Source organism: Clostridia bacterium, from assembly GCA_035628995.1.
GTDB lineage: Bacteria > Bacillota > Clostridia > Lutisporales > Lutisporaceae > BRH-c25.
The window spans coordinates 40,462-58,692 of sequence record DASPIR010000002.1 but is presented as its reverse complement, the minus strand read 5'-3'; the positions used below and the strand labels follow the sequence as shown (position 1 = coordinate 58,692).

The following is an 18,231-nucleotide window of genomic DNA, read 5'->3' as shown; positions in this document are numbered from 1 at the left end:
AAGATGCGCAGGAAAACCCGTAAGATTTACGTGATGTAAATCTAGCACATACCAACAGGATGTTGGGTTTATGTGCGTTAGGGTTTTACAAGCATCAAGCTCTAGTTCTGTCCAAAGCATTATACTGTGCGAGTCGATATGCATTATTCTTTATCTATATTCACTTATGTCCCTATAGTCTTTTACTCCGCTTTGAAGGTATAGCTGTATTCAGGGTTCAACTGGTGTCCTACTTTATCCTTCAATGTGACTCTCACCTTATATTCGCCGCTGGTCAGCGGTTCGGCGGGAATGTAGCTTATCTTTCCAGTAACAGCATCAAACTTTGCTTTTACAACAGTATCATTTATATAAAGCTTTATGGACTCAGGGTCGATGCCTATTCCTCTGTCAGCTGCAATCACACCTATCTCCTGAGTTGGCACCTCAAGTCCTTCAGTGCTTTCAGGCAGTATAGATACTATCACTGGATCATAATAATCCTTGTCAGGTTTGTATACAACCATTACATCGTCAAAATATATGCTGCCCACATTCTTTCTAGTCTGTTCCGTCTCAGCCAGATACAGCTGTTCAAGTGCTATTGGATACTTCTCACCCTTCGGAATATCAGCATATACGTACTTCCATCCTTGCCAATCCAGCCCCCCGGACTCAGTGAAGTTTAGCACTTTTTTCTCGCCCGCGGAGTTAATATAGCTTCCTCTAAGCCAATGGCTTTTTCCATCACCATACACCCAAGCACCAAGCTCTATAGGCTTGCCTATGATTTTTACCGGCTCCTTAAAGGATACATATGCAGCTGAAGTGCCTGCAGTATTTTCTAAGTTGTAGTCTAGCTTCAAGGATATCTTTCCTGACTTAACCGGTTCATCCTTTTGATTATGACTAACTGCTGCAGTGCTTCTTATAAATTTTGCCTCTACATTGTTCAAGGTACCGAAGTCAGCTACTATTATAGGAGTCTTGCCTGTTTTTGCCCCTACTGACCCTGTAACAGTTCCTATTGCTGCACTTATTTTGCCTGATCCGTTTTTCTTACCGGCTGTGAACATTCCTTTGGCGTCCACTGTTCCTATCCCCCCGGCTACAGTCCATTTGACAGCCGATGGGCTTATTACTACACTTGCACCATTTTCATCAAAGGCTTTGACTTGCATCTGTACCTTTTCTCCAGTATCAAGATGTACAAATTCATTTGCCACAACAAGTGAACCTACTTTATCCACAATTTCAACAGGCATTCTAGCTTTTGCATCTCCATATACCACATCTATGTAGCTCTTGGCCGCCTTGCTTCCAGCGGTATAAGCGCCATCTTTTGCAATCTTTGCCGTCTTTCCGTCAGCTCCGTACTTTACCTTGCTAATATCTGGAGTCAACAGGTTATAATACTTATCCATTACATAAAAGTTTGGTTTGAAGGTGCTGTTCCTGAATACCTTGACACTGGTATCAATGAACCTTATCACCGAAGGTTGGGATATTGGTGCTTCCGATACTAGCTGTATGGAATTTCCTACATATCTTTCCCTTCCATCGGAAGGTGAGTTTACCAGTTTCACACCAGCATCACCTTGTTTTCTGACAGCCATAGTTGTTGATCCGCCGCCATCAAGGTTTATTGCATCTTTTACACCCTGGCCCAGGAGGAATTCCGCCATTTCGTACAGATTCATACCATCGCTGTATCCAGGCTGCCTCCCATCAACTGTTACCATATAAAGCTTATTGTCCTTTATGCCTACTGCTGTTCGTGGATTCCTTTGCTGCGCATCCTTCCTTGTTTCTAATTCTGTAGAGAGAAGCCCATCTTCAAGAAGTCTAGGGGAGCCTGCCACTGCATAATCCAAATTCTGTTTGTCCAGATTTACATAGAAGCTTATTCCCTCCCCTGCAACGGCCCCCGCCAGTGGCTCCAAGGCTTTGCCATGCAGTGAAATAACTACTCCATCTACAGGTATTTCAGTATTCTTAGTGTTTGGCACTATTTTTTCTATAACTCCCGAGTAAACCTTGTTGGCTTTCAGAGGCAGCTCTACGCCTCTTACTACAATATCAGTTCCGGTTGTTGTATTCAGCGTTGTCTTACCAAAGGATGGAGTGTAAAGCAGGGCCTGATCCACCCATCGCAATCTGTTCACTGCAGTTATCGGAACCTGTACATCCTTATATGCAACAGCACCTTCCATGCTCAGGGTATCTATAAAGCAGTCCCCCTTATCAGTAATCCCTAGTACTGTGGAAGTCTTAATCGCTGTCTTAATTTCGCCTTTTATTATACTGGTGCCGTAGGTAAGGCCTTTTATTAAAGTCATATCAAAGAAGTCGCCATTAACAGCACTTATAACTCTTCTATCCTTGTCAGATTTCTGCAAAGCCTGATATGTCACGGGCTTGTTGACTATAGTGTCTCCCCCGTCCATGGCCTCTATCTTGAGATACTCGGCATCTAACCTGCACTCTACCATATTGACCATGAATTTGCCGTTGGGTGTGATGTAGTTCATGTTTCTGTAATATGTACCTGGGCCTATGTTCTGCCCATTTTCTATCAGTTTGACTGCTCCCTGTGAGTAAACTGCTCCCGGAAATACCATGGAAGCTATAATCAGTAATGCTAAAAACTTTGTAAAAACCTTGTCCTTCACATTCATTCTTCTCATAATTTCTACCTCATTCACTGGTTAGATATTTCGCGAAAAACATCTTAAATTTTTATTCAAATTCCGCGTAAATGTTTCCTTGATTGTTATTGAGTTTGTTTTACCAGCTCTCCTTTCTATTTTCATTACCTAAACCATTCCTTGACCTTTTCTAAGTCAGTTATTGTAATAGTGTTCTTGTCGATATCTATGGAATGCTCTTTCTTGAAAGTCGTTAGTGCCCTTATAACCGTTTCCCTTGTAGTACCTACGATATTGGCGAGCTCTTGCCTTGATATATTAAGGTCAAGCTCAATGCCTTTGCTGCTTTTCTTGCCATAGTCCTCGGCAAGCTTTAACAGCGCTTGGGCTGTCCTTCCATATGTATCGTAGAGTGCAAGGTTTCTAATCTTCATATGAGCCTCTACCAACCTTTTATTGAGATACTTTATTAGCTGCAAAGCCAGCTCAGGGTTTTGCATCAGGACCTTTTCCAGCTCCTCGTTCTTGATCATGCCTATCTCTGCTTCCTCAAGGACCTCTGCAGTAGCCGGATATACTGTCTTGCTGAATAGTGTCACCTCTGCGAAAATGTGGCCCTCATTAAGTATGTGAAGTATGTGCTCGCGTCCATCGCTTGAAAGCTTCGATATCTTAATGAGACCGGACTTTACATAGAAGAAGGCCTCTCCCGGTTCCCCCTCCATAATTATTATCCTGCCCTTGCCATATTTACGGGGTGATGATATATTATGGATCTTTTCCAGGAACTCCTCCTTAAGCTCAGAGAATATGCTGATTTGTCTAAGGTAATCGTACTTATCCATTGGCCCCCCCTATCCCCGCGAAACATATATATGTCTATTTTACCAAACTATGCTTTCACTTTCAGCAAAGTAACCGATATGTAATATTACATTTTGTTTAAAATCAGTAAATAATATCCTTAGAATTTACAGATATTCCACTACCCCCAATGTATTCCTGTCCTTTAGACGAAAATTCTTGACTTAAAGTTTCACATATACTCACAAAAATTAAAGCCGACCCCACATTCAGCAAGGTCGGCTTTATGTCTATACCTCTGGATTATTTTATAATATCTATACCATATTGCGGAACATAGAAGTCAATCCCATTATGTATTGCAACCCCCGGCATCTTCTTAATAACACCATTGTGCAATACAACATTCTTGTTTACATAGAATATCAGCTTATCATTGCCCTTTGTAACTGTCAGCTCCAGATTCGGCGCCAGATCCTTATTGAGTACGACCTTCGCTCCCTTGGCTTCAAAAGCCTTTGCTGCGTTTACTATAAGAGCCTTATTTAATTCCTCCATATCAAATCCCATAGACGCTGCCATATAGCCAGCCAAATCAGTATTCTGTACTAAGCCTGTAAGTCTCTCCTTGTTGTCAGGGGTGTAAATACCAAGTATTACATCCTCACCTTCATGGCCTGTGGTGGTCCATCCTATTTTGGAACGCTTGCTCATAGCTAATCCGAAAGCTTCCGCCGGAACTTTAGCTGCCTTTATTGCTGCTATTTCTTCCTCGGTTAGGTCATCTATCCCCAAATATTTCTGAGCAACTTCAACTATATTGGTTTTATCTGCATCAAGCATCTTTTCTGCCCCTACTTCTGTCAGCTTAGCTTTCTTGAGAGGGTCAAACACTGCAGCGTAGGGTGTTTCATCATAACCCTTGTTGGTAGCTGCACTTCCGATGCTCATCCCGCCGTTGCCATGGTCTGCTGTTATTATGACAAGTGTATCCTTATTCTCTTTGGCAAAATCAAGGGCTACCTTAACAGCCTTGTCAAATGAGAGCACTTCACTTATTACTCCTACTGGCTCATTGGCATGGGATGCCCAGTCAACCTTGCTTCCTTCAACCATAAGGAAGAATCCGTCCTTATCCTCTGAAAGCAGGTCAATAGCCTTTCCTGTCATTTCCGAAAGGCTTGGAACCTTCAAAGCATCCCTGTCAAAGTCATATGCTATATCTGCCTCTGCAAAAAGTCCCCATACCTTGCCGGATTTCTGAGCTTCCATTTCGTCTTTTGTTGTTATGTAGCTGTATCCCATACCTTTAAGTGCTGCAACCATATCTTCCTTGTCCTTCCTAACCTCAGCTGTCATAAACTTGCTGCCGCCGCTTAAAACTACTTCCATCTCTTGATATACCTGCTGTTCACCAATATCATCGTAGTCCTTCCTGCTTTCATCATGAGATGAAAAAGCTGCAGGTGTGGCATGCATAATCTCACAGGTTGTGACAAGACCAGTTGCCTTTCCTTCCAGTCTTGCACCTTCAAGCACCGTTGCTACCGGCTTTCTTGCATCCCCCGGAGCTACTGGATCAAGAAGAGGCATGTTTGAGACATCTGGTAATACAGATATGAAGCCTGTATGAGATTTAAAACCCGTCGCCATGGCAGTTGCTGCTGGTGCAGAGTCAGTAATCAATGAATCAGATCCATATGTTCTGACAAGACCGCACAAGGTTTCATCCAGTGCAAGGGCTTGACCTCCCTGATACCACCTTGCTGCAGTAACATGAGTGAGGCTGGTGCCATCAGTGATAAATAGAATTACATTCTTTACTTTGGATGTCTTTTCAGGCTCTGCTGATACTCCTATAAACATGCTCAGTATCATGCATAGCACTAGTGCTGCACATAGGATTTTCTTAGCTTTTTTCAACACTATTCATACCCCCTGTAATAAATTAGATGCTTAAGCATCTAATTCTATGATAATTGGGTTTCCATATAGTGTCAACTTTTACAATTACTATTTCGTTTTACTGTTTTGCCCATATTATGACATGCTTGCCGAATTATAGCTCATCCCCGACATAATTAGTCTCCAGCCAGTTCCTGTAGAATCCGCTCATATCTTTATCTGCTATTTCCGAGGTGAGTTTTATGAATTCTTCTCCCGATATCACTTTGAACTTGAATTTTTCAAAAAGTGTCTGGAGCAGCTTGTCGAACTTCTCCTCTCCCAGCTGATCATTCAAATCCTTGTACATCATAGTGCCCTTATTGTATATAAGGACGTAGTAATCGTCATGGGGAAACTGATCAAGTGAGCGGTTGAGCGGCTTTTCTTCACCGGCGCCTGACAGCAGGAACATATTAACCCCGAGCTTAATGTATCTATTATACAGCCTATCGAACTCTTTCTGCCCATACCTTTGCCTAAAGTATTCCAGAGTTGCATATTGTGTAAGGGGCTCATCTATCCATGCCTCTCTGTACTCGTCATTTCCTACAATTCCATACCACCATTGGTGCGCCAGCTCATGCACAACTACAAATTCCAGAGAACCCTTGGGCTTCCCAAAATAATATGAAGCAAGCAGATTGCTGAAAGTGACATTCCCATATTCGTTGGATTCTATCATCACCAGATTGGGGTACTCCATGCCCCCTCCAATGTCTGACTGCACAACACTGCACGTAGGATACGGATACTTTCCGTACGTTCTGTTGAAAATCCTTATTGCATCGGCACTGAACTCCAAGACTTTTTTTGCTTTTTTGCTGCTTGCGGCGTAGGATCTTATCAGGGTACCATTTACCATTGCTTCCTCCACCTTGAACATATCGCTGGATACAAAAGCAAAGTCCCTTACCGAATAAGCTTTTATCTTGAGCACCTGCCTGCTGCCTGAGGCTTGCTGCCCCTCAATATAACCGCTGGTCGCAATTACTTGCTCCTTCGGTGCAGTTATTTCCACATCAAAGTTACTTGTTTCACTATAGAAGGCGTCTCCTTTTTCATCATAAGGATGCTTATCCCAGCCTCCATTCTCATACACAGCAGCAATAGGAAAGAAATTGCCTAGATTATATGTATTGCTGCCATAGCCGAATCTATCTCCGAAGCCCTCTCCTTCCTCTTTTGGGATGCTGATTTCATATTCCATGAATATTTGATTCCTTTTACCAGGCTCAAGAGCCACAGGGAATGGGATATAAAGGAGTGTAGAATCCTGCCCTTCTATTTTGTACTGTGCATCACTTCCGTTTATCTTAATTGCTTTTATAACTATTGAACCGCCTATGTTCTTAAATGCATTGGGATAAATGTGAAAATAAGCTTCACTCATAGGAACATCCTCATTGTTTATAAAGCTGACAGCCTGCTTCCCTGTCACTGTTTTGTCCCATGTATCAAGCTCCAGCTTCATTATATAATCATGCACATTAGGATAGCGGGAAATCCCATTGATATCAATACTGTCAGAGGGCAATGGCTTGGACATCCACAGCAGAATGTCAAAGGTAATGTAAACCAAGGCTCCTATTACCATCAACCCTATTAAGGTGCTATTCTTCCAAAGCTTAAGGCCTTGGAGCAAGTTTTCTTTCCTATCATTACGATATAGCAGGTATGCGGATAGTAATGTCAGTGCAACAGTACATATTATACCGCCTTCTACCCCGAAGGCACCGCCTGTCAGAAGCTCATATCCCTTAAAGGAAATCTTGATAATCCCCTCTTCCGTACCACCACTGACCGGTGATGCGAATATCATTCCCATAGTGTAATTCCATCCGAAGTGGAACCCGACAGCAGACCATATATCCCCGTCCCGCAGTACCAGAAGATTCAGCACTATACCTGCAATGAATATATTGAACAATGCAAGAGGAGTAACATTTGGATTGAATATGTGCATAAGTGAAAAAAACAAGGATGTTATCAGCACAGAACCCGCTATTGTAAACCTTGTTTTCAAGAAGTGATAAATATATCCCCTTGTCAATAACTCCTCTGCATATGCCACTGCCGTAAGGTACAACAATATTCCTACAGCCAGCTTCATAATTATCGCTGCTGGATCATTTACCGTCAAGCCTCTTATCTCTGCCAGTCCCGATATCAGCATGGCTGCAAAAATTACCATTATGGCGCCTATACCCAAAATACTGCCTTTTATAAGCTTTTTGTGCCAATTGGTATGGAACCAGGCGCCTATGTCCCTAAAGCTTCTCTTGTCCAGCTTCAGATACAGGTAAGTAACAAGCAAAGCCATAGAAAGGCTTAATGCCCCAACCAAAAGCTCCGATAGCTCCTGTCCTGCAAACTGACCAGCAGAGAAAAAAAACAAGCCTAGTATTATGCCGAGTGCAACCATATAAACCACAATAAAACCAAATACTTTAAGTACAGGAATGAAATATCTTTTAAACAATCTAATCCCTCGTTTCTGCACATCTATAAGAATTTAATATTCTTGCAAACTCTGTGTTATTCAAATTATATCCAAAATTTAGAATTATTACTACTCAACTTCTAAACATCCAAAATAGACTGCCTACATAGGCAGTCTATTTCGGATGTTTGTTATGTTAATAAGCCCTTAACATTTTTCCGGTGCTATATCAATCTTCCTATCAAGCTTTAAGCTGGCATTATCAACAATCCTTACAACATCCGCAACATTTACACTATGGTCGCTGACCCTTTCAAGATTAGTCAATATATCCAAGAACAGCACTCCTGCATTGATATTGCATTCACTCTTGTTGAGCCTCTTTATGTGGCTTTCCTTAAATGTATCCCTAAGCTCATCAACCTTTCGCTCATACGAATCTACCAAATCTACATAAGCAGTATCTTCGGTGCTTAAAGCCAAGAATGCATTATCCATTGCATAATCAACATTTTCATAAACAACCCTCAATTCTTCAACTGCACGGCTGGAGAAGATAACCTTGTTGCTTAACTTATATTGAGCTATCTCAGCCAAGTTTTCTGCATGGTCTCCCATTCTCTCTACATCATGTATGGTGCTAAAAAGCATCCCCACCTTTTTCAGCTGTTCCTCGCCTATTGCCAGATTGGATACTGCCTGCAGATATTCACCTATACGCTTTTCCAATTCATTAATAACCTTTTCATTATTATATATTTCATCTATAAGCTTCTCATCGCCATTTATTATAGCTTCTATGCTTTTCTGTACATTGCACCTTGCAATATCACCCATTCTCACAACTTCCTTAACAATTTGACCTACAGCTATTGAAGGAGTTTCAAGTATCCTCTTGTCAAGAAATTTCAATGCGAATTTATCATACACATCTTCGCCAGGTATGATTTTGTTTACAAATGCTATGAGCAGCGCTGCAAAAGGCAGCTGTATGATAGTATTGGTAATATTAAAGAGGGTATGAGCATTGGCTATTTGTCTTGCAGGCTCTGATGCTGTAATTAGCACCAGCATAGTAACTGGCTTTAGAATAATCATAAAGATTGTGGTTCCAATTATATTGAAGGTTAAGTGAATCATAGCTGCTCTTCTGGCTGTTATGCTTGTTCCTATGCTTGCAATTAGAGCTGTAACACATGTCCCAATATTATCTCCAAAAAGTATAGGCAATGCAGCCTCAATCGGAATAAGCCCCTGCATAGCTAATGCCTGCAATATTCCTATTGTGGCACTGCTGCTTTGTACTATTGAGGTAAGCGCAAGTCCTGCAAATACGCCAAGCAAAGGATTATGCTGAAGGCTCATCATAAACGCGGTAAAAGCCGGAATATCCTTTAATGGCTTCATTGCATCACTCATCATGTACATGCCCATAAACAATATACCGAAACCTACAACTAATTCACCCATCTGCTTATAAGATTTTTTATTAGGAAATAATACAAGCAATACCCCTATAATGATAGAATATGGGACTATATCCTTAAAGTTAAAGGCAATTATTTGCGCTGTCATCGTAGTTCCTATGTTTGCCCCCATAATAACCCCTACAGCCTGTGAAAGGTTCATTATGCCGGCATTAACAAGACCTACAACCATTACAGTTGTCGCACTGCTGCTCTGTATGATGCCTGTTATTACTGCACCTACAATTACTCCTAGAAACTTATTCGTTGTCAATATCTCCAGAAGCTTCTTAAGTCTGTCTCCCGCAGACTTCTGCAAGGCATCGGACATTACCTTCATACCGTACAAGAATAGTCCAAGCCCTGCAAACAATGCCACAATCATGTGCAACCCCAAAAAAACACCCCCATTAATTTAAATACCACAATATCCCACTTTTAAGTATATCTGTTTATTAGTAGTACATCAATGGTAAGAAAATATAAAAAAGACTTTTATTGAAGTTTTTTTAACAATTAAGGAAGCCTTTTATGAAACTCATTTACGGAAAGTGTACATTAAGGAAATTTATACTTTCCTATTCGTTATAAAATCATTCAATGTTTTATGTGTGCTATTACTATAGTATAATAAAGTAAAAGTATGGGAGGGAGAGATATGGATTTGTTAAATGATATCGGCAAAAAAATAACTGAGACAGCAAAGTCAGTAACAAAAAAATCCGAGGATATAGTCGAGATAACAAAGCTCAATCTGACTATTGGCAGCGAAGAAGACAAAATCAAAAGAATGTTTTATGAAATAGGTAGTGAGTTATATAGAAGTTATACAAACGGAAAACCCATCGGAGACTTTTATGACAGCAAATGCAATGAAGTTAAGCAAATAGAAGAGAATATTAAAGCTATTAAAGAACGTATTCTTCTACTGAAGGGCAACAAGATCTGCAAAACCTGCAATACAGTTGTTGATGCAGAAGTGAACTACTGTCCGAACTGCGGCGAAAAGCTGGAAAAGAAAGAAGATTAACAAAATTAAAAGTCACGCAAAAAACGTGACTTTTTTTTACTGCTATAATCCGGTTTCCCCATCAAGACCACACATAAGGTTCATTGACTGAATAGCCTGGCTGGCTACTCCTCTTAAAGCATCATCGAGCACAGTTGTAACAGTTATTCTGCCGGATTCAGCATCTACAGAAGCCCCGATCTTGCAGAAATATCTGTTAAAACCCTTCTTCATTTCCGGCATCATCCCTTTATCGCATACCTCGACAAAAGGATTGCACTTATAGAACTCTTTGTATATATCTAAAATATCACTGCCATATATGCCATTCTGAGGGTTGACATTTATAGTAGTTGTAATCCCTTTGATTCCCGGAATTATATGTGATGTATATGCTGCAGAAGTTCTTTTCCCAAACAAAGTGAGCATTTGCCCATTCACTTCTTCCGCATAGTCCTTGCACTCTACTTTATAGGTTTTTACTCCGCTGTTAGTTATCATACCAGTCTCAGTAAGCTTATCACTTCTTCTAATACTTGTAATCCCTGATTTTGATTCAATGGCTACCGAATTCATATCAACCATTTTATTAACTGCAAGAGGTGCAAGCGCCAAAATGGCACCAGTGCAATAGCTGCTTGGATTAGCTACTATAGATGCACCCTTCATCTTATCCTTGTAAAGCTTTGAGAGTCCATAAACTGAGCCAGGATATGCACTGCTGCTTCCTTCCAGGCTGCCTCCAATATAGCGCCTTTCACTGATGTCGATTACTCTCTTCCCGCAAGACAGCGCTTTAGAGTACACATCCTCTGCAACTTTGCCTGTTAATCCATTAAATATTATGTCTGACTTCTTAACTGCATTCATTATGCTCCAGTATCCCGGTCTTGCTTCTGTGCTGCCGCACATGTACGCACTTTCGTCACCAAACTCCTGCAGATCCGCCACTGTACTTACCTGAGCTGACTGGTGTCCTGCGACAAGTCTTGCAAGAGCCTCCCCGACATACCCCTTTGCCCCTACAATTCCAACCCAAATCATAAATATCTCCCCTTCTATTGGTGAATTTGAAATTAGATTTTTTCAAAACATCAATATATAATCAATAAAACAGCACTTTTAATCTCGCTTCGATAATTATAATTATAATATTGTTAGCATATTTATGCAAGTACCGATTGAAAAAAAATAAGGTTTGCATTGGATTATTCCTACATGGCGCGTCCACACAAGAATATACCTTAAAAAGTAATTATGTCATTTTAATAATTTTATGCATCTTTATTCAAAGTATTTTTTATTAACATTTCCAAAGAAGTCCTCAACGAGCTTTCTGCCTTGCTCTACAGCCCCATTAATCTGCTGCGCGGAAGGTCCTCCTGTGGTATTCCTTCTTGACAGGCACGCACCGAGCTCAATAAATCTGTATATTTCCTGTTGTATACAAGGCGCAAAGCTTCTAAACTCCTCCAAGGTCAGTTCTTCAAGCTCTTTATCCCGTGCAATGCAGAAGCTCACTATCCTTCCAGTTATTTCATGGGCACTTCTAAAAGGCAGCCCTTTTTGCACCAGATAGTCGGCCAGATCGGTGGCATTCAGGAACCCCCCTTTAAGATTGCTATTAATTCTATCTTTGTTTACAGTCATAGTATCAAGCATGGGAACAAATACAGAAATGCAAGACTTCAGGGTGTCCCCTGCATCAAATACGGCTTCCTTATCCTCCTGCATATCCTTGTTGTAAGATAGCGGAAGCCCCTTCATTACAGTCAGCATGCATATAAGGTCCCCATACACCCTGCCTGTTTTTCCCCTTATGAGCTCCGCAATATCAGGGTTCTTTTTCTGCGGCATAATGCTGCTGCCCGTACTGTAACCATCATCCATTTCAATATATCCAAATTCTCCAGTGCTCCATATTACCAGCTCCTCGCAGAATCGCCCAAGGTGCATCATTGCAAAGCTGCAGCAGCTGATGAACTCTATGACAAAGTCCCTGTCAGATACAGCATCTATGGAGTTTCTGGATATTGCCGAGAACTTCAGAATTGACGCAACCAGTTCCCTGTCTATGGGATATGTGGTCCCTGCAAGCGCGCAGCTTCCCAACGGCATTACATCCATCCTTTTCATACAGTCCGCAAACCTATCCATATCACGCATGAACATTTCAAAATAAGCCATGAAGTGATGTCCCAGGGTAACGGGCTGCGCCTTTTGCATGTGAGTATAACCCGGCATTATTGTGTTTATGTTTTCCTCTGCTTTATTAAGAAGCAAAGTCTCCAGAGTCATGAGCTGCTCCAGTATTATTCGGGTCTCTTCCTTAAGATACATTCTCATATCAAGAGCCACCTGATCATTCCTGCTTCTGGCAGTGTGAAGTTTTTTACCCGTCTCACCTATTTTTTCGATAAGCAGCTTTTCTATGTTCATATGTATATCTTCCGAATCAATAGTAAGGGTGCTGCAGTTTGATTCAAGCTCCAGCTTTATTTCTTCCAGGGCGCTTACTATATCCGATGCCTCCTCAGTGCAAATAATTCCACACTTTCCAAGCATCAGGGCATGAGCCTTGCTTCCCTCAATGTCCTGGATATATAGCCTGGAATCAACAGAAATCGAAGCATTGAAATCCTCGGTCATCTTCGCAGTGTCTTTACTGAATCTTCCTCCCCACAGCTTCATTAAACTATCTTCCTTTCCTCCTGCTGCTTGGCCAGCTTCCTTTTCATAAGCGCCATAACCTCAATAGGCAGACCGAATAAATTTATGAAGCCTTCAGCGTCCTTTTGATTATAAATACAGTCTACATTTTCTCCAAAGGTTGCAAAATCCTTATTGTAGAGAGAGTATATTGAATCCATCCCTGAAATTATACAGGAGCCCTTATAGAGCTTCAATGCAACCGTGCCGGTAACATGCTGCTGGGTATGCTCAACAAAAGCATCCAATGCTTCTTTCAACGGCGTATGCCATAATCCATCATATACAAGTTCCGCATATTTGTCAGAAACCATCTGTTTGAATCGCATAGTCTGCTTGTCGAGGGTTATATACTCCAGTTCTTTATGAGCAGTATGAAGTATGGTACCTCCCGGCGTTTCATACACACCTCTTGACTTCATTCCTACAAGTCTGTTTTCAACCATGTCAATCAGACCGACACCATTTCCGCCCCCTATTTCATTCAGCTTCTCAAGCATTGTCATTGCATCAGATATGATTCCGTTTAACTTTACAGGGACACCCTTTTCAAATTCTATTTCAACATGCTCTGGTTTGTCTGGGGCATTCTCAGGTGCTGTAGTAAGCTGATAGATATCAGTAGGGTGAGGGTTCCAGGTATCTTCTAGATCTGCTCCCTCATGGCTCAGATGCCATAGATTCCTATCCATGCTGTAAGGACGCTCCTTGGATACAGGTACAGGTATTCCTCTTTCTGCAGCATAATCAATCGCTTCTTCTCTGGATTTTATATTCCATTCACGCCAAGGTGCAATAACCTTAATATCGGGGTTCAGTGCCTTAATAGTAAGTTCGAAACGTACTTGGTCATTTCCCTTACCGGTACATCCATGAGCAATGTACTTTGCTCCTTCCTTCTCGGCAACCTCCACCAGCTTTTTGGCAATAAGCGGTCGTGCCATCGCTGTTCCCAGAAGATATTTTCCCTCATATACCGCTCCCGCCTTTATTGTGGGCATGATATAATCTTCAGCAAATTCTTTTCTGGCATCAATCACATAAACCTTTGAAGCTCCGGTGCTCAAAGCTTTATGCTTTACCGGTTCCAATTCATCCCCCTGACCTACGTCAACACAGCAGGCTATAACTTCCACATCGTAGTTCTCTTTCAGCCAAGGAATGATTATCGAAGTATCCAGCCCTCCAGAATATGCGAGAACAACCTTTTTCTTATTCGAATCCATATTATTAACCTCCAGCATAGTAAATTTATTATAATTATAATTATATTTGTATATTTATGCAAGTATTAATTGCATTTTATAAATATTTTTTTATTTTTATGCATTATGTAGCACTCTATTAGCCAATTTGCTCATTTTCGAAAGTATGTTCATTATTGCAGACATGCATTAATATACATAAAAAGACTCCAGAATATACATTCCAGAGTCTTTTAAACCTCTATTTATACAATTTTTAGAATCTTATTACCTGTCTTCTCATACCTACATTAAGCACCAAGCCCACCGCAGCCATATTCGTCAGCAGTGAGCTGCCCCCATAGCTTATGAAGGGTAAAGGAATACCGGTTACAGGCATAAGTCCTATAGTCATTCCTATATTTTCGAGTATGTGAAAGAGAAACATTGCCGTAATACCTACACAAATGAGCATTCCATAATCATCCTTGGACACCTTGGCTATGTGTATGCACCTTAGCAGAAGCCATGCAAAGAGCAGCAATACGGCTAAAGCCCCGACCAGTCCAAGTTCTTCGCCTATAACCGAGAAAATAAAATCCGTATGTCTCTCAGGTATGAAGCCTAAATTGTTCTGAGTACCATGAAAAATTCCCTTGCCCAGAAATTTTCCAGAACCTATGGCTGTTTCTGACTGTATTACATGATATCCCGCGCCCATAGGATCTAGCTCTGGGTTGAAGAATACAAGAATCCTGTCCTTCTGATATGATTTCAGAAGCCTCCACATTACCGGAAGACTTATTAAAAATGCTCCGAATGCTCCAGCTACTATCTTGTGGTTAATGCCTGCTGCATACAGCATGAATATCGATATGAAAATAAATACCAAGGCCGTTCCAAAGTCCGGCTGCAGCAGTATCAAACCTATTATCAAGCCCAAGTGCATTATTGCAGGAAGCACATCAACTATTCTATCCAGATTGTCCTTCTTTTTTTCCAAGTATTTGGCAAAGGTCAGAATATATCCCAGCTTAACAATCTCCGAGGGTTGCAGGTTTACCGGTCCAAAGTCAATCCAGCCTCTTGTGCCCTTAGTGGAAAATCCAATAACCAAAACCAGTACCAGAAGAAATATATTAGTTCCATAAATAAGTATATAATTATCCCCAAAGCTTTTATAATCTATGAGCAAAATCACAAGTACTCCTATTATACCTAGAATAAAAGCGATTATTTGTATCTTAAGAGTCCCAACAGATCCCCCGCTTGTTATATGTGTAGCGCTGGAAATTGCGATTATGCCGTATATTATAAGCAGCATTGTGGATATAATTATTCCTATATCTATATTCTTAAGCAGTTTCCTGTCTAATAGATTATCTATTTTCACAAAATCAATCCTCTTCCGTTTCATCTTTTTTATGTTATCTTAATTCTATCATATAATCAAAGAATTTTTTATAGAAAATTTTGCTACAAAACAAAAAGCTGTTTCAAGCTAACTCGATTAGCCTGAAACAGCCCTTTACGCATGTGTCAAATTAGTCAATATGGCACATCATGCCGTTCCTAATATCCAAGCACATGATAAAGTATCCGTGCCCCTTTGATTTGTGTGGTTTGAACTCCATAAACCCTTTGGATTTGTAATACTGCTCATTCTTCTTGCTATATAGCGCCGGTACTCCAAATAGAAGATATCTTATTCTCCTATCATCATCGTCATCTTCCCTGCCGTCATATTTCACACCAAGTATATAGTCTTTTCTATCCATCATCATACTGCAGCCTTCAGCCATGAATGGATATCCCATTGGTACCATGTAGCCCATATACGGTATTGCAACATTGTTTATCTCATATATGTCATCCCCGACCTTAAACCAGCTGAAGCCTCTCTCCTCTTCAAAGGGCTCATACCTTCTAAGTCTTCTCAGGACCTTTTTCATCTTGCTGTACATTCCTCCGCTGTAATATGGAGATACAGCCCGCTCATGATGATACTCCTCGTGATGGTGTTTGGGCCGTTCATCATCATCACTATCATCGCTATCGGCACTGTCATCCTCATCACAGTAATATTGGCTAATATCTTCGCATTCAATTTTTTCTTCTTCAAATTCGTAAGGCTCTTCAATCGGAGCCATTGGAGGACATTTTGGCATTACTATTTCAACTTCTACCTTGGTTTCATGTACATGCATGTGCTCCATTACAGGCGGTTCGGGTTCCGGCTTCGTCACAGCCTCAATATTAGGTTTTGGAATCGGCATAGCCTCAATATTAGGTTCCGGCATCATCACTGCCTCAATATTAGGTTCCGGCTTCATCACTGCCTCAATATTAGGTTCCGGCTTCATCACTGCCTCAATATTAGGTTCTGGCTTCATCACTGCCTCAATATTAGGTTCTGGCTTCATCACTGCCTCAATATTGGGTTCTGGCTTCATCACTGCCTCAATATTAGGTTCTGGCTTCATCACTGCCTCAATATTAGGTTCTGGCTTCATCACTGCCTCAATATTAGGTTCTGGCTTCATCACTGCCTCTTTTATGGGAGGCATCTCAGGCTTCAAAACAGGCTGTACCGGGATTATCGGTGCCGGGATTTCCGGTACAATTTCTTCAATCTTTATTTTTTTGTCTATTCTAGGTGCTTCATGAGTCTTCTGCCTGTTCACTACCTCGTATCTGCCCTTCCATTCCAGCTTATCCCTTCCGGTATAGCCCGAAAGAGGCACAGTCGCCCCTGCAGTCACAGCTGCTACGGTGAAATCCCCAATGTTAAGGCCGCTTTTTAAAACATTGTCCGATTCAAGTTCATAGGAAAGTTCCCCTCTTCCACTGCTGTCAATTAGGATTTTTCCTACATCTATTGCTTGTTTTTTACCCGATGATACCAAAATCAACCTGTACTCGATCCTGTCTTCGATTTTTACATTTTGAATAAATGCATTGAGTCTTACTTTGCTGTTTTTTACTTCAATTTTGACATAACCGGTCGGTATCTTTCCAGGTGACAATTCATATCCTTTGTCATCTTCTTGAAGTATGATAAAGTATCTTTTATACTCATTATTTGATGCCACAAAATAACCCCCTTTGATACATAGTCATTACTAATATATGTATCGAGGGGGCAAAAGTGAACATATTTTTTTGAACTGTTTTAGGCTTATATTATATCATTGGCGATTCTAGCAAATTCCTCAAGGGACAGAGTCTCTCCACGCCTTTTTTCATCAATGCCGTTTCTTTCGAGTAATTCTTTGAGCTCGTCCTTGGTCTTCCCTAGATTTCCTGCGGACAAAGCATTCAGAAGGGTTTTTCTCCGTTGGCCAAAGGATGCCTTTACTACTCTGAAATACATTTTTTCATCTTTCAAATCAACCGGAGGCTTATCCCTGGAATCCAGCCTTATAACCATAGAATCAACCTCGGGCTTCGGTATAAATGATTCCGGCGGTACTACCAGGATTTTGTTAGGTATGCAGCGGTATTGCACTGCAACGGTAAGAGCGCCGTAATCCTTACCTCCCGGATTCGCTGCAAGCCGTTCTCCCACTTCCTTCTGAACCATGACAGTGATGCTCTTGAAGTTAATTTTCTCTTCAAGCAGCCTCATAATTATTGGAGTTGTAATGTAATAAGGTAGATTTGCCACTACTTTGACAGGGGAATCCCCGAAATTTTCCTCCAATACAGATTTTAGATCCAGTTTTAGTATGTCCTCATTGATTACTTTTACGTTATCAATGCCGAACAACGAAACCTTAAGTATCGGTATCAGCTCTCTGTCTATCTCTACGGCCAATACTTTGCCAGCTTTCTCACACAGCACTTGCGTCATGACTCCCAGTCCAGGGCCTATTTCGAGAACGCAGTCATCCTTGGAAAGCTCTGAGCAGTCTATAATTGATTTTAAAATACTTTCATCCACCAGGAAGTTCTGTCCGAATTTCTTTGCTATTTTAAAATCGTACTTTTTTATCAGGTCACGTGTTGACGTTGTTATTGAGTTTTCCTTCATGCCCATCATCCT

The 18,231-nt window shown here is 41.1% G+C and carries 12 protein-coding genes; 1 reads left to right on the top strand and 11 read right to left on the bottom strand.

Features of this window, described 5'->3' with window-relative positions; all coding sequences use genetic code 11:
• Nucleotides 1–182: 182 nt before the first annotated feature.
• The 5 genes from VEB00_00460 to VEB00_00440 all read right to left on the bottom strand — a co-directional run bounded on the left by VEB00_00460 (nucleotide 183) and on the right by VEB00_00440 (nucleotide 9,669).
• The gene (locus tag VEB00_00460) at nucleotides 183–2,666 is read right to left on the bottom strand and encodes a phosphodiester glycosidase family protein (protein ID HYF81487.1); all 2,484 of its coding nucleotides are present in this window, start codon (nucleotides 2,664–2,666) and stop codon (nucleotides 183–185) included.
• Nucleotides 2,667–2,791: 125 nt separating this feature from the next.
• Nucleotides 2,792–3,472 (bottom strand): Crp/Fnr family transcriptional regulator, encoded by a 681-nt coding sequence (locus VEB00_00455; protein ID HYF81486.1) that lies wholly within the window; start codon nucleotides 3,470–3,472, stop codon nucleotides 2,792–2,794.
• A gap of 262 nt (nucleotides 3,473–3,734) precedes the next feature.
• Nucleotides 3,735–5,357: an alkaline phosphatase gene (locus tag VEB00_00450; GenBank protein ID HYF81485.1), complete on the bottom strand. Its 1,623-nt coding sequence runs from the start codon at nucleotides 5,355–5,357 to the stop codon at nucleotides 3,735–3,737.
• Nucleotides 5,358–5,490: 133 nt separating this feature from the next.
• On the bottom strand, nucleotides 5,491–7,857 hold the full coding sequence (locus VEB00_00445; protein HYF81484.1) for a M1 family aminopeptidase: 2,367 nt from the start codon (nucleotides 7,855–7,857) through the stop codon (nucleotides 5,491–5,493).
• Nucleotides 7,858–8,025: 168 nt separating this feature from the next.
• On the bottom strand, nucleotides 8,026–9,669 hold the full coding sequence (locus VEB00_00440) for a Na/Pi cotransporter family protein (GenBank protein ID HYF81483.1): 1,644 nt from the start codon (nucleotides 9,667–9,669) through the stop codon (nucleotides 8,026–8,028).
• Nucleotides 9,670–9,942: 273 nt separating this feature from the next.
• On the opposite strand from VEB00_00440, the gene VEB00_00435 reads away from it, so the two are divergent.
• Nucleotides 9,943–10,314: a zinc-ribbon domain-containing protein gene (locus VEB00_00435; GenBank protein HYF81482.1), complete on the top strand. Its 372-nt coding sequence runs from the start codon at nucleotides 9,943–9,945 to the stop codon at nucleotides 10,312–10,314.
• 42 nt (nucleotides 10,315–10,356) lie between these two features.
• Here VEB00_00435 and VEB00_00430 read toward each other — a convergent pair whose 3' ends face one another.
• The 6 genes from VEB00_00430 to rsmA form a co-directional block, all read right to left on the bottom strand.
• A complete protein-coding gene (locus tag VEB00_00430; protein ID HYF81481.1) occupies nucleotides 10,357–11,337 on the bottom strand; it encodes a hypothetical protein in 981 nt (326 codons plus the stop codon).
• A gap of 240 nt (nucleotides 11,338–11,577) precedes the next feature.
• Nucleotides 11,578–12,984 (bottom strand): argininosuccinate lyase, encoded by a 1,407-nt coding sequence (argH, locus tag VEB00_00425; protein HYF81480.1) that lies wholly within the window; start codon nucleotides 12,982–12,984, stop codon nucleotides 11,578–11,580.
• Nucleotides 12,984–14,228, bottom strand: coding sequence for an argininosuccinate synthase (locus VEB00_00420; GenBank protein HYF81479.1), 1,245 nt, complete (start codon nucleotides 14,226–14,228; stop codon nucleotides 12,984–12,986). The genes argH and VEB00_00420 overlap by 1 nt, the downstream gene beginning before the upstream one ends.
• A 235-nt stretch (nucleotides 14,229–14,463) precedes the next feature.
• On the bottom strand, nucleotides 14,464–15,579 hold the full coding sequence (gene rodA, locus VEB00_00415; GenBank protein ID HYF81478.1) for a rod shape-determining protein RodA: 1,116 nt from the start codon (nucleotides 15,577–15,579) through the stop codon (nucleotides 14,464–14,466).
• Nucleotides 15,580–15,730: 151 nt separating this feature from the next.
• On the bottom strand, nucleotides 15,731–17,278 hold the full coding sequence (locus VEB00_00410; GenBank protein ID HYF81477.1) for a hypothetical protein: 1,548 nt from the start codon (nucleotides 17,276–17,278) through the stop codon (nucleotides 15,731–15,733).
• 86 nt (nucleotides 17,279–17,364) lie between these two features.
• Nucleotides 17,365–18,219: a 16S rRNA (adenine(1518)-N(6)/adenine(1519)-N(6))-dimethyltransferase RsmA gene (rsmA, locus tag VEB00_00405; protein ID HYF81476.1), complete on the bottom strand. Its 855-nt coding sequence runs from the start codon at nucleotides 18,217–18,219 to the stop codon at nucleotides 17,365–17,367.
• Nucleotides 18,220–18,231: the final 12 nt, after the last annotated feature.

What these genes read in the sequence shown, in the direction of transcription:
- rsmA (HYF81476.1), bottom strand. Translation starts at nt 18,219, where the DNA reads ATGAAGGAAAACTCAATAACAACGTCAACACGTGACCTGATAAAAAAG.
- VEB00_00420 (HYF81479.1), bottom strand. Translation starts at nt 14,228, where the DNA reads ATGGATTCGAATAAGAAAAAGGTTGTTCTCGCATATTCTGGAGGGCTG.
- VEB00_00455 (HYF81486.1), bottom strand. Translation starts at nt 3,472, where the DNA reads ATGGATAAGTACGATTACCTTAGACAAATCAGCATATTCTCTGAGCTT.
- argH (HYF81480.1), bottom strand. Translation starts at nt 12,984, where the DNA reads ATGAAGCTGTGGGGAGGAAGATTCAGTAAAGACACTGCGAAGATGACC.
- VEB00_00440 (HYF81483.1), bottom strand. Translation starts at nt 9,669, where the DNA reads ATGATTGTGGCATTGTTTGCAGGGCTTGGACTATTCTTGTACGGTATG.
- VEB00_00430 (HYF81481.1), bottom strand. Translation starts at nt 11,337, where the DNA reads ATGATTTGGGTTGGAATTGTAGGGGCAAAGGGGTATGTCGGGGAGGCT.
- VEB00_00460 (HYF81487.1), bottom strand. Translation starts at nt 2,666, where the DNA reads ATGAGAAGAATGAATGTGAAGGACAAGGTTTTTACAAAGTTTTTAGCA.
- VEB00_00435 (HYF81482.1), top strand. Translation starts at nt 9,943, where the DNA reads ATGGATTTGTTAAATGATATCGGCAAAAAAATAACTGAGACAGCAAAG.